General features: G+C 39.7%; 12 protein-coding genes and 1 tRNA gene. 5 read left to right on the top strand and 8 right to left on the bottom strand.

Translation table 11 applies throughout. From position 1 onward, the window contains the following. Positions 1-4 precede the first annotated feature (4 nt). The 4 genes from FY557_RS09985 to FY557_RS20120 all read left to right on the top strand — a co-directional run bounded on the left by FY557_RS09985 (position 5) and on the right by FY557_RS20120 (position 2,407). Positions 5-760 (top strand): hypothetical protein, encoded by a 756-nt coding sequence (locus FY557_RS09985; RefSeq protein ID WP_149247105.1) that lies wholly within the window; start codon positions 5-7, stop codon positions 758-760. A 3-nt stretch (positions 761-763) separates the two neighbouring features. Then, a complete protein-coding gene (recF, locus tag FY557_RS09990; RefSeq protein ID WP_149247106.1) occupies positions 764-1,843 on the top strand; it encodes a DNA replication/repair protein RecF in 1,080 nt (359 codons plus the stop codon). Between the two features lies 1 nt (position 1,844). Next, positions 1,845-2,141, top strand: a complete 297-nt coding sequence (locus FY557_RS09995; RefSeq protein ID WP_149247107.1) for a hypothetical protein — start codon at positions 1,845-1,847, stop codon at positions 2,139-2,141. 95 nt (positions 2,142-2,236) lie between these two features. Further along, on the top strand, positions 2,237-2,407 hold the full coding sequence (locus FY557_RS20120) for a hypothetical protein (RefSeq protein WP_185151699.1): 171 nt from the start codon (positions 2,237-2,239) through the stop codon (positions 2,405-2,407). A 41-nt stretch (positions 2,408-2,448) separates the two neighbouring features. Here FY557_RS20120 and FY557_RS10000 read toward each other — a convergent pair whose 3' ends face one another. Genes FY557_RS10000 through FY557_RS10010 form a run of 3 tightly spaced genes read right to left on the bottom strand, consistent with a single transcriptional unit; the run spans position 2,449 to position 6,226 of the window. Continuing rightward, positions 2,449-4,479: a recombinase gene (locus FY557_RS10000; RefSeq protein ID WP_149247108.1), complete on the bottom strand. Its 2,031-nt coding sequence runs from the start codon at positions 4,477-4,479 to the stop codon at positions 2,449-2,451. Positions 4,480-4,492: 13 nt separating this feature from the next. Further along, positions 4,493-5,137 carry a monofunctional biosynthetic peptidoglycan transglycosylase gene (gene mtgA, locus FY557_RS10005; RefSeq protein WP_149247109.1) on the bottom strand — a complete coding sequence of 215 codons (645 nt, stop codon included), beginning with the start codon at positions 5,135-5,137 and terminating at the stop codon, positions 4,493-4,495. A 42-nt stretch (positions 5,138-5,179) separates the two neighbouring features. Continuing rightward, complete coding sequence (locus tag FY557_RS10010; protein ID WP_149247110.1) at positions 5,180-6,226, bottom strand: ABC transporter substrate-binding protein; 1,047 nt, start codon at positions 6,224-6,226, stop codon at positions 5,180-5,182. Between the two features lie 48 nt (positions 6,227-6,274). Here FY557_RS10010 and FY557_RS10015 point away from each other — a divergent pair. Further along, positions 6,275-6,348: transfer RNA gene (locus FY557_RS10015), tRNA-Arg, on the top strand. A gap of 59 nt (positions 6,349-6,407) precedes the next feature. Here the strand turns inward: FY557_RS10015 and FY557_RS10020 are convergent. The 5 genes from FY557_RS10020 to FY557_RS10040 form a co-directional block, all read right to left on the bottom strand. Continuing rightward, complete coding sequence (locus FY557_RS10020; protein ID WP_149247111.1) at positions 6,408-7,148, bottom strand: M17 family peptidase N-terminal domain-containing protein; 741 nt, start codon at positions 7,146-7,148, stop codon at positions 6,408-6,410. Positions 7,149-7,260: 112 nt separating this feature from the next. Further along, positions 7,261-8,631 (bottom strand): alginate export family protein, encoded by a 1,371-nt coding sequence (locus tag FY557_RS10025; protein WP_149247112.1) that lies wholly within the window; start codon positions 8,629-8,631, stop codon positions 7,261-7,263. A gap of 1 nt (position 8,632) precedes the next feature. Further along, positions 8,633-9,058, bottom strand: coding sequence for a DoxX family protein (locus FY557_RS10030; RefSeq protein ID WP_149247113.1), 426 nt, complete (start codon positions 9,056-9,058; stop codon positions 8,633-8,635). Positions 9,059-9,194: 136 nt separating this feature from the next. Then, on the bottom strand, positions 9,195-10,967 hold the full coding sequence (locus FY557_RS10035; protein WP_149247114.1) for an amidohydrolase: 1,773 nt from the start codon (positions 10,965-10,967) through the stop codon (positions 9,195-9,197). A gap of 69 nt (positions 10,968-11,036) precedes the next feature. After that, the gene (locus FY557_RS10040) at positions 11,037-11,726 is read right to left on the bottom strand and encodes a hydrolase (RefSeq protein WP_149247115.1); all 690 of its coding nucleotides are present in this window, start codon (positions 11,724-11,726) and stop codon (positions 11,037-11,039) included. Between the last annotated feature and the right edge of the window lie 162 nt (positions 11,727-11,888).

Below are 11,888 nucleotides of genomic sequence, written 5' to 3' on the forward strand. Positions count from 1 at the left end.
ATAAATGAATTCTTTAAAAGTACTGAAAAAATCCGTTATCGACAGCCAGCTTTACGTATCCTTAACGGGAACCCTTTTTTCGGTATTTTTTATGCTGGAGCAAAACACATTCCGATACCCCACGGTATTTTTTATTTTCATTACTTATTTCAGCGGTTACCTGTACACGAAATATCAAAAGACCCGGCATTTTTCCAGAATCCTGATTTTAAATGTGGTGGCCGGGATCATCTGTGCCTTTTTAATTATTCATAACCATAATGAAATACGGCTGATCAAATGGTTTATCATTGTTGTCCTGGGTCTGCTGTACAACAGTTTTTTTTTAGATACGTATATCCGGAAAATCCCTTTGCTGAAGGTATTTTATGTAGGTTTAGTCTGGGCATTGATGAACTGTTGGCTGACCCTTCCTGAATTTGACCTCCCGATATTTTTTATCAGTTTTTTTTACATTACGGCATTGGTCCTTCCTTTCGATATCCGGGATATGAAAGTAGATACAGTGAAAACTTTTCCTACGATCATCGGGGTGCAGAACACCAAATACCTGGCTTATTTCCTGGTCTTCATCAGCACCATGCTTTCGGTTGTTTATCTTGATTTTCCTTACGCGATCGCTTTTTTTCTCTCGGGAATTATCACCTATATTCTGATCTACTTTTCAGAGAATGAGCGCAGTGATGCTTACTTTTCATTCGGAGTGGAAACCTGTTCGGCACTTCCTTTTTTATTTTCAGTAATAATGAAGTATTTTTGACAAATGATTATCAAGAAACTTTCCCTATATAATTTTAAGAACCATACTGAAAAGAAGTTTGACCTTTCCCCGCAGATCAATTGCTTTGTAGGCAACAACGGAGTCGGGAAAACCAACATCCTGGACGCGCTTCATTATCTTTCGGTGGGAAAAAGTTTCCTGGGAAATACGGACGTTAACAACATCAGGAGCGAAGAGGACTTCTTTACCATTGAAGCTGAAATCGGTAATGAAGACTACGAAGATATCATCAGAATTTCACAGCCTAAGGAAGCAAAAAAAATAATCAAAAAAAACGATAAAAGCTACGACCGGATGGCCGACCATATCGGCTACCTGCCCAGCGTGATGATCTCTCCTTACGATTCCAACCTGATTTCCGATTCCGGGGAGAGCCGGCGGAAGTTCCTGGATTCCATGATTTCGCAGACGGATTCCGAATACCTGTTCAATCTGATTCAATATCAAAAGACCATTCAGCAGCGGAATGCGCTTTTGAAATATTTTGCCAAGAACAGGGCATGGGACAAAGAGTCACTGGAAATATACGATGATCCCATTATCCGTTTCGGGACTAAGATTTTTACAAAAAGAAAGGATTTTGTTGAACAGCTGAACCCGATCGTCAAAAATTTCTATCACATTATATCCGGCGGCAACGAAACCGTTTCGGTAATCTATGAATCCCATATCCTTGAAGATTCTTTCGAAAATCTCCTGAAAGAAAGCCTTGAGAGGGACCGGATGCTTACCTATACGTCAAAAGGCATCCATAAGGATGATCTGCTTTTCGAGATGGATAAAGTTTTAATTAAGAAAATCGGTTCGCAGGGTCAGCAGAAATCATTTTTAATTTCACTCAAGCTTGCCCAGATGAGCCTGATCAAAGAACTGACCGGCAAGACGCCCATTCTCCTGCTGGATGATATATTCGACAAGCTTGATGATACCCGCGTTTCACAGCTGATCGAACTGGTGAATAAGGAAAGCTTCGGCCAGATCTTCATCACCGACACCCACCGCGAGCGTACGGAAAATGTGGTAAAAAGGATCAATGAGGAAAGTATTATTTTTGAGATTTAAAATGAAAAAGAAAAAAAAACGCGAATTCCAGTCCTCGGAACTGGTGCGGTCTTTTGCGAAGATCTATGGTTTTGAAAATAAGCTGCTGGCTTTTGAAATCAAGGATTTTCTGGAAGATTATATGGATGAAAGCCTTTTCAGCGAAATTGAAAGCGTGAATATTGAAAAAAAATGTGTCCTGATCAGGATCAATTCTCCTCTCTTGAAACATGACTTCCAGATGCGGAAAAGTTTTTTCCTCAAAAAATTCCAGGATAAATTCGGAACAGAAGACTTTGATGATCTTCAGATTTTGTAAAAAAATATCAAATACTCAAAAATTAATTCTAATCATTAGGAAAAATATTTATATTTGAGTTGTTAACTAAACAAATCAAATCAAATCAAATCAACATGAAAAAATTACTTTCTACCAAGAAATTATCCAGACAAAACCTAAAGGAAATTAAAGGAAGCGGTGGCCCTACCGGATCAATCTGTTGTGTAAAATATTGCGGAAGCGATGAATGTGCTGTTTGGACAGAGCCTAAAGTACAATGCCCTTTATTACCGGATTGTGTATAATTGACAAATCAGAGCTACAGCTATGTAGCTCTTTTTTATGTTTAATGATCTTCAGGTTTTGTAGCCACTGTATTGCTCATCAGCTCGTCTGTTTTCTGATCAAGTCCGGATCTCAGCGGAAGGAAAAATTTCAGCGGATGCTTGATGAAATACCTGAAAATGCCTTTGTAGATTTCACTTACCTGTCCCAGATTCATTTTCCGGGAACGGAAAGCCAGGAACATGGATAAGCTGAAGCTGACCAGGAAGTTGAAAAACCCGATCAGGAAAACCGTGATCAGCGAAATGCAGAAGGTATAAGAGCCAATGGTAAAATCCTTACCGTAAAGCCCCAGCGCAAAGTTTCCTGCTGCAAAAGTAATGTGGCGGATGTCAAGATCAAGCCCCAGGAACAGCCCTACCGGAGCCGTAGCACCCAGAAATACCCCAAACCAGAAGTTCGACACGATGCCGGGCCAGTTTTTAGCATAATATTTTGAAAGGTTCTTAGCAAATTTATTTCCGAACAACCTTCTGATCAAGAGATTCTTTGAGATCCTTTCAGGTATCTGGTAGAACACCGAGTTGTTTCCGATATTCCCTGAGATGATCCCCGATATGAAGAGGTAAAACCCGGCAATACAGGCGTGAAGGATTGCCTTGGATCTAAACGGATCCAGGTCCTTCAACAATTTATCCGACCGGTCTACCGCCAGGTTCTGTGAGAAAAAGACATCCAGACCGTAAATAATCAGGAGGGCAATCGGGAAAGACAGCAGGACGTTGCCTACGAAAGCGATAAACTGGCTCCGGAATAGCTTTGAAACCAAATGTGCGAATTCCGTACTGCTGCTTTTGATATTTCCTTCTTCCGACAGTACTTTGGTCATGGTTGCGGCCGTCATGGCCGGCTGTTTGGTGGCCAGTGTAAAACTCATGAGATAGATCATGATAAAACCCATCGCATAATTCATGGAATACAGGAAGGCATGGGAAAAGTCGCTCCCCGGAATGTAGCCGTACAGCATTTTGAGAACACACAAGGCCCCGACGATAATCCCGCCTCCGCTGGCTTTATAGAACATCCGCACATATTCTCTGCGGGTGGACGTAATGTAATGCGTGCCGGTCTCTGCAGTATGGTTCGTAATGAGATGGGAAATCAGACGCGTGCTGTCGTTAATGAGATCCGAAATGTTATTTTTGTGGGATTTGTATCTTAAAACATTAAAAACCAAATGTTTGGAATTAATCAATGTATCTTCTTGCTTATCAATCACCAACAGCTGCACAATTTCATAAATCCGCTGGATCTGCTGACGGATTTTAATCAACGACTGGTTAATTTTCCCGGAAATACCGTATCTGGCAGAATTTTTAAAGGAAATATTAACAAATTCCAGGCACTGCCCGACATAAATTTTAATCTGCTTGTACCGGCTGTCTTTGGAATGAAGCTGAAGATCGGGATTTTTTTCCAGTTCTTCGGCAAGGCCTTCGAGTTCATTCTGTAAAGCCAAAAAAGGATTATCGAAATTTTTATATTGCGGGGCCATCCTCACGACTTCTACTTCCATCGCTGATCCGGTAACCCGCCAGGAAAGAATGTTCATGGAAAACAGCATTTCCTTTTTCACTTCGGGTTTGGTGATAAAATCATCAATTCCAAGCAGCCTGAAGAGTTCGTTTGTGTCCTCTTCAGGCAGGTTGTGGAAATATTTCAGATCGCTGCGGGGCCTTACGCTTACATTGTCGATCATATACCAGACCGTATTCTCGTTCACGACCGGCGGCAGGACTTTATTCAGGATCCTTTTTTTGAGTTCGGGAATAAAAGCATTCTCAGACAGGATGTTGGCTTCCGTGAGCGACAGGTTGAACGGCTTGCCTTCAAAAATATGATGCAGGTATTCTTTAAAATGTCCCGTAATTTCCGGATGATTCCTTAAAAATCGGAGTACGTTTTTAAAGTCAGTATTTTTTATCCCTTCCAGGAGTTCCGCAAGCGGATCCAAAGAAAGGGTTTCATTCTTAAAAGAAAAATATTTTTTAAGAACGGATTCGAAATTTGTACCGGCGTTGAAGAATTTCATTGGTACAAAGATACTATTTCAAACTCACATTCCTCATTTGTCTCATGATCCAATTGTGCTTCTTCCTCAAATAGGCGGAAGGGTTCTTGGGATCATATTTCTTCGGATTGGGCAAAACTGCTGCGATCCAGGCTGCTTCAGAGGCCGTCAGGTTCTTGGAAGATTTTCCGAAATAATACTGTGAGGCCGCTTCGATCCCAAATACCCCCTGCCCCATTTCAATGGAATTCAGGTATCTTTCCAGGATGATGTCTTTGGTCCAGACGTTTTCGATGATGAAGGTATAAATCGCTTCCAGCCCTTTCCTCAGCCAGCTTCTGCCCTGCCAGAGGAAAATATTTTTGGCCGTCTGCTGGGAGATGGTACTACCTCCTCTTATCCTTTTCCCTGTTTCGTTATGTTTCATCGCCTTCTCAATGGCTTTGTAATCGAAACCGTCATGAATGAAGAATTTCTGGTCTTCCGAGGCAATCACCGCCTTTTTTACGTTGCTTCCCATCTCGTCATAAGAAATATAATCCCGCTGCAGTCTTCCGTACTCAAAAAGCCCTCCGATCTGGGTAAGGGTAATCGGCGGGTTAAAAAACCTTCCCCAAACGATAAAGACTACATTTAGGATCAGGACAATGAATATAATCTGTTTGATTCTTTTCCACATAATTTTGGTAAAATGAAAAGCAAAAGTAAGCAAATAGTCTGATTATTTCAGCTCTTTCATGTAAGTAAGCTGATAGCCGGGCAGCAATTCCGGATGAAAAATTTTAATATAGTCTTTCAGCACCAGATCCGACCGTACGACGCCACTCTCGAAAAAGTCATTGGCCTGCCCATGTTCTTTGCCGGTGATGACGTAGATTTTCCCTTTACTGAAAACATTCAGCTTGCCGTAAAAAGGATTCATGCCCAGCATTTCTTTTTTGGAGACATGGTTGCCGGCGTTGATCCAGTACTTTACATTGCCCGATTTGGCGAAAACTTCCTCAAAACTCATCGTAACCGCCTTTTCATCGGTATTGTCTTTTAAGATATATTCAGCATTGGCATCCGAGATAAAATGGGCGGCCGATGTTTTTCCACCCGGCAGATACCAGACGTCACCGTACATTTCATTGGCAAGAACCGTGGGTTTTTCTTTTGCCTTCAGCGCCAGCTGCTTTAATCCGGCATAATTTTTTTCCACGTTTCCATAAATCCCGTCTGCCGCTTTGTCTTTTCCTAAAAGTTTTCCGAAGAGTTTAATGTAAGCCGTTTTTTCCAGAGGGTTCTGCTCCAGGTATTCATCCAGGAAGATTACCTGGATCCCGTTGTTTTTTAACAGCTGATACGTATTGTCGAAACTGGCGATATGATTGGTAAAAATCACATCCGGCTTCAGGGAAATAATTTTTTCGACGTCATATTTCTGTTCGCTGCCGACATTCTGAATTTTTCCCTGTTTTAATAAGGTTTGAATTTTTTCAGAATAAATATATTCCGGACTGGAAACCCCAATAACCAGATGTTCTGCCTGCAGTTCGCCGATATAGCCCGCCATACTGGCGTTAAGCAGGATAATTTTTTTAAACGGAACCTGGTTTTTCTTAATATCGTAGGTAAAATTCCCCGATTTGATGTGCAGCCCTCCCGGATCTTCTGTATATTGTACCAAACCGGAAACAGAAACGGCTTCCGGGGACGAATTTTTTTGTTCTCTTTTACAAGACGTTAGCGCCAAAAATGCAATTAATAGTAAAATTCTTGATTTCATCTTTCAAAGAAAAGAAAAAAGTGCTATATTTGCAAACCATTAAACAACGGCCTCGTGGCGCAACTGAATAGCGCATCTGATTACGGCTCAGAAGGTTACAGGTTTGAATCCTGTCGAGGTCACAAATACCCAAATGGCGCTAACTAAAGACAGTTAGCGCCATTTGTATTTGTTTAAAATTTTATTTTTTAACTTCTGCAATCGCACTTTGAATCCCGCTGCCTGCAACTTCAAAGAATGAAGGACCTGCCAAAAGATATACTTTTTCTAATTTTTTAGTTTTGGAAAGATTATGTTCTTTCAAATAAGTTTCAGAGCGGTTTGCATTTACAATTCCTTTCACTACATTTCCTGCTACCAGAGCTGTTGGAGAATCTATTCCGGCATCTTTTAAATCACTTGCAAAAGCAAAATTGGTAACACCCAATCTCATCGCTTCACGAGCTGCAACCTCTCCTACTGAAGTCATAAGTTCCGGAGTGAATTTGTTTCTGTCTCCTAAACCGATTAATAACAGTTTTTTTGCAGACATAGAGCCTTTGGGCGGAGAAATCAATACTGTTTCCAAAGAATGTCCTTTGAAATAGCCTGCCTGTCTGATTTTTGTAAATTCTCCTTTTAAAGCTTCGTCCAGATGTACCAATCCGTTCAGGTTTGCAGGTAGCGCCTGAGCACTGTGGATATCATTATCTGTATATTCGAAAACACAGGCAACTTGTAACTGGGCATCTGCAGATGACGGTCCCTGAACCAATCCGATCATCGAAATCCCATCAATAGAGCCCCAATTTTTTGATGTTCCGACTGTTGCCGGATTTACAGAAAAATTTGCAGTTGTCGATTGAGAAAAAGTTAAAGTTGAGAAAACCAATCCTGCAATTAATAATGTTTTGTTTAAGCTGTTCTTTACTATATTTTTCATAATAATTTATTTTAAAAATTTAAAGTTTAATTGTTGTTTTTATTGTTGATCAAAGGTAGTTTTAGAAATAAATTCCAACGTTGATGTGAGATAATTAATGAGATTTTCTTTATTAAAATCTGAATACAATTCTTGAATTAATAAAAAGTCCATCTTTGTCTTTTTCGATAACATCATCTATGAATTCTCCAGTTTTGAAATATTGGATTCCTGTATTGAAAGTGAAAAATTTATTGATTTTATAATTAAAACTTCCTAAAAAAGCTGTTCCGATATATCTTTTTTTAGAATTCATTGATGTCAGATTCAGAGAACCACTTGGCCTGTAAACGCCGTCCTGTAGAGAATACCTCCAGTTGAAAACCACATCTGCCTGAACCGTCACTTTGCTGTTCAAATCGATGGTTGCATAAGGGTGAATGTCCATCAAATTCACAGGCCCGATTTGAGGATTGAATCCAAAGTAACCACCTTTCGGATAAAGCGGATTGAAAGTTCCTAATTTCCCGTCCCCTTTACTTTTGTCTCCTGAAATATAATCGTTCCGAAGATTGATGGTCGGTTTTCCCTTCACATTTTCGAACAGATATCCGATGTCTGCAGAAGCTGTCCACGCGCTGATTGTTCCTGTATTGAAATTGCCGAACTGATAAGCCGCTTCGAAGTTGTAAATAAAACCGCCGCCGTATCTGTAAAATCTTCCGCCCAGAGTATGTCTTGTTTCATCTCCTATTCCATCTTCGAAACGTGATTCTTTTCTGTGAATTCCCAAATAATAGAATTCTAAATTTCCACTTTTCGGAAGAATCAAAGTATTATAACTTCCCCAAAGGTTAATCGATTTTGAAAACCTGTTGTCAAACGCTCCGGTATTGATTTCGCTCGCCATCATCATAAAAGCATCCGATTTGAAATTTCCTCTTTGATACATTAATTTCAATCCATCGAAATAAAGCCTCAGGTTCGGACCTTCACGAACAGAAATCAATCTTCCGCTTCCGTAATCCAGCTCCTGCCTTCCTGCACGAACGGTCAGTTTTTCTTTTTCATTTTTCACTGCATCCACATCGATAAAAAGATTCTGGACATTCAGATGGTCTTCATCAATCGGTCTTGGCCCGTTCTTTCTTCCGTTTTCCCAGGCACTTCTCAGCTGCCCGAAAACTCTTACTGCTGGACCTAAATGCAGATCGGCGTGAACCGTATATCTCTGGATAAAAAACGGATTGCTTCCGATTCCCAACCTTCCCCAGTCTTCATTATTAAATTCTACAAACTCTGCTCTTGCTTCTCCGCCTAATGATAAATATTTATCTTTATTATTTTCGGAAAGCGGAATATATTTCAGTGAATTATAAAATGTTTTTGTTGAATCCTGGTAGGCTGCATAATTTTCATCAGACCTCATTAGTTTAAATTGTGCGGAAACTACTGCCGGAAGAATGATTTGAAGAATCAATACTGTTTGTATTAGTTTTTTCATTTTAAATTTTTCTTAAGTAATTATCGACTGAATATTTTCCCGGCCCTGTAAAAAACAGAAACAGATAACATAGGCTGTACATAAACGGCGTGTCTTTGATCAGTAAAGCATCGTTCCAGTGAAGGACAAAATACCCGGTCAAGGTTACTGCTAAAATGGGCAAAACCGCTGCTCTTGTGAAAAATCCGCAGATGACAAAAACAGGAAACACCAAATTGGCTGCGTCTGCAAAAAGACTGTTGAAAGCCTCAGGAAGGTGTAAAGGATTCGGAACCTGTTCTGCTTCTGCAACGCCTACGCCGAGTTTTTTCAGTCCGTGCGCTGCAATCAGCTCCAACGATAATGCAATTCTGAATATAAGTAATGCAATGTGAATTAATGTATCTTGAAGACTGGTATCGGTGATGATGTGAATAAACTTTTTCATTGTTTTAGGTTTGAGAATATTGAAAAGGAAATTTGAATTTATCATTGAAGCTGCTAAACCGTCCCGTCAAAAATCCTTCGAATTTCCGCCCCTCCAACAGAGGGGAATTTTGTGCGGAAATATTTCTTTTGCTTGATTATTTTATTTGATATCCGCCGTAATATTTTACAGGAGACCAGTCTGGAAGCACAGGAAGTGAAGCTGGAGCAATATTCTTATAAGTTTCGTCTCCATAGACTACTTTTCCGTCAACAATAGTTAGTTTTGAAGTAATGTCTTTAATTTCTTCTTGATTAACAGTGAAATAATCTCTATCCAAAATCGTAAGGTCTGCAAAATATCCTTTTTTGATTTTTCCTTTTTCATTATCTTTTATCAATTCATATCCCCCAAAAGTAGAAAGTGACAAAGCAGTTTTTCTGTCCAGAGCATTTTCTTTTGCCATAACCTGAGTTCCACCTAACGTTTTCCCTGAAGTAATCCAGTATAAAGCAACCCAAGGATTATAACTTGCGACTCTTGTTCCATCTGTTCCCAATCCTACAGGAATTCCCATTTCCAGCATTTTCTTTACCGGCGGAGAAGCTAAAGCTGCTTTTTTTCCGTAACGGTGGATAAAACTTTCTCCCTGGTAAGCCATTCTGTGTTGTACTGCAATTCCACCGTTTAAAGCTTTGATACGTTTCATATTTTCTTCAGAAACTGTTTCTGCATGGTCGAAAAACCAAACCAATCCGTTCAAAGGTGTTACTTTATTCACTTCTTCGATAACATTTAAGAATCTTGTGATACTCTCATTATAAGTTGCATGAATTCTGAACGGCCATCTTTTTTTTACTAAAAGACTCACAACTTCTTTCATACTTTTTTCCATTGTTGCAGGCAGTTCCGGTCTTGGGAAAAGGAAATTTTCAAAATCAGCACCGTCTGAAACCAGGTTCTCCCCACCACCGTTCACGTGATAATCGATTTCATTATGCCCGTTATGCCCGTGGTCATCGATTTCTACCATTCCTGTCCATTTTGTATAATCTGATAATTCTGAACCTTTCTTCTGGGCAAACAAATAATAAGGTAATCGAACTGTGATTTTTCCCTGCTTATTCAATTCATCAGTTGTTCCATAATCGTCCGGGAAATTTTGAAAACCGCCACCTGCATCCATTACAGCCGTTACACCAAGACGATTCAGTTCAGTCATATATTGCAATGTTGAATTTTCTTTTTCAGCTTCTGTCAGCTCAGGTAATTTGGCTAATGTTGAATATAAAATGAATGCATTTGGCTCTGCAACCAGCAAGCCTGTCGGGTCGCCATTGCTGTCTTTTTCAATTAAACCTTGAGCAGGATTTGGGGTGTCACCGCTGATATTCAATTCTTTTAAACCGGATTTATTTAACCAAGCTTTTCCGTAGAGATACATCACAAAAGCAGGAACGTCGCCTGTCGCTTCGTTGATTTCTGCCAAAGTCGGCAATCTTTTTTCTTCAAACTGATATTCGTTCCAACCACCAATTACTCTTACCCATTGGCCTTTCGGCGTTCTCTGAGCCTGTTCTTTCAGCATTTCCAAAGCCCTTTTCAAAGTTTTGACACCATCCCAGCGAAGTTCTGTATTGTAAAATCTTCCACCGCGAATCACGTGCAAATGGCTGTCAAATAATCCTGGAATTACCCTGTTTCCTTTAGCATCAATGATTTTCGTAGAACTTCCTTTTAATTTTAAAACCTGAGCATTCGTTCCGGTCTGTAAAATTTTATTGTCCTTAATGGCAATTGCCTGAACTTCCGGATTTTTATCATCCATCGTCGTTATTTTTCCGTTTGTGAGGATTAAATCGGCTTTTTGGGCATTAAGCAATCCTGCGCCTAAGATGATTGAGAATAGAATTTTATGTAGTGGTTTCATAATTTACTTTTTTAATGGTTTGAAGAAGAAAAGGCAGGCCGGTTTTCAACCTGCCCTTATTGAAATGGATTAGTGTTTAAGCATATCCTGAGCATACTGGATTCCTAATCCGTAAGCACCACCATATTTTTTCATTAAATCATTTACTGGTTTGTAGGTCTCTTTTCTGGACCAATCTCTCTGCAGTTCAAGAACATACTGAACAGATGTAATCGGATGCGCACCAGCCTGAACCATTCTGGTAACCGCCTGGTCGTGAGCTTCCTTAGAAATATCACCCGAAGCATCCGTAATAACGTAAACTTCATAACCTTCATCGATGGCAGATAAAGCCGGACCTACGATACAGACACTTGTCCACAGACCTGCAAGAACCAGTTTCTTCTTATTTTTTCCTGTAATCGCTTTGTGCGCATTCAAATCTTCCCAAGTGTTCATCGTCGTTCTGTCTGCATATGCACTTGTTGCTTCTGGATAGACTTCTGAAATTTCAGGAAAGACAGGTCCTGCGAAAGATTTTTCTGCTACCGTGGTAACCACAGTCGGAACATTGAAAATTTTTGAACCTCCGGAAATCAAAGCTACATTGTTTCTCAATTCTTCCATACTGATGCTTTTTGTTGCAAATGCCATTTGCCCTTCGTGGTCAATTAAAACCAAAGCGTGATTGGTTGGGTTCAGCATTGATTTTCCAGGTTTCTGAGCGAATGCCGTTACCGATAATACTACTGTTGCAAATGTTAAGATTAACTTTTTCATAATGTTTAATTTTTTAATGTTGTTTATTAATAATGTTGTTCTAAATTTTAAAATCTTACCGTGTATTTGTTTGATTTTGATATGGCAAATTTAGGGTGGTTAGAAAGCCTGTACATTTAACTAGTTTAATAAATTATATTTCTGAAAAAATATTTTAATGTT

The organism is Chryseobacterium sp. SN22 (assembly GCF_008329705.1).
In the GTDB taxonomy this organism is placed as follows: Bacteria; Bacteroidota; Bacteroidia; order Flavobacteriales; family Weeksellaceae; genus Chryseobacterium.

Bases quoted from the DNA above. Each gene is read 5' to 3' on its own strand.
- recF (WP_149247106.1), top strand. From the start codon at position 764: ATGATTATCAAGAAACTTTCCCTATATAATTTTAAGAACCATACTGAA.
- FY557_RS09985 (WP_149247105.1), top strand. From the start codon at position 5: ATGAATTCTTTAAAAGTACTGAAAAAATCCGTTATCGACAGCCAGCTT.
- FY557_RS10010 (WP_149247110.1), bottom strand. From the start codon at position 6,226: ATGAAATCAAGAATTTTACTATTAATTGCATTTTTGGCGCTAACGTCT.
- FY557_RS10000 (WP_149247108.1), bottom strand. From the start codon at position 4,479: ATGAAATTCTTCAACGCCGGTACAAATTTCGAATCCGTTCTTAAAAAA.
- FY557_RS09995 (WP_149247107.1), top strand. From the start codon at position 1,845: ATGAAAAAGAAAAAAAAACGCGAATTCCAGTCCTCGGAACTGGTGCGG.
- FY557_RS10040 (WP_149247115.1), bottom strand. From the start codon at position 11,726: ATGAAAAAGTTAATCTTAACATTTGCAACAGTAGTATTATCGGTAACG.
- FY557_RS20120 (WP_185151699.1), top strand. From the start codon at position 2,237: ATGAAAAAATTACTTTCTACCAAGAAATTATCCAGACAAAACCTAAAG.
- FY557_RS10020 (WP_149247111.1), bottom strand. From the start codon at position 7,148: ATGAAAAATATAGTAAAGAACAGCTTAAACAAAACATTATTAATTGCA.
- FY557_RS10035 (WP_149247114.1), bottom strand. From the start codon at position 10,967: ATGAAACCACTACATAAAATTCTATTCTCAATCATCTTAGGCGCAGGA.
- FY557_RS10030 (WP_149247113.1), bottom strand. From the start codon at position 9,058: ATGAAAAAGTTTATTCACATCATCACCGATACCAGTCTTCAAGATACA.
- FY557_RS10025 (WP_149247112.1), bottom strand. From the start codon at position 8,631: ATGAAAAAACTAATACAAACAGTATTGATTCTTCAAATCATTCTTCCG.
- mtgA (WP_149247109.1), bottom strand. From the start codon at position 5,137: ATGTGGAAAAGAATCAAACAGATTATATTCATTGTCCTGATCCTAAAT.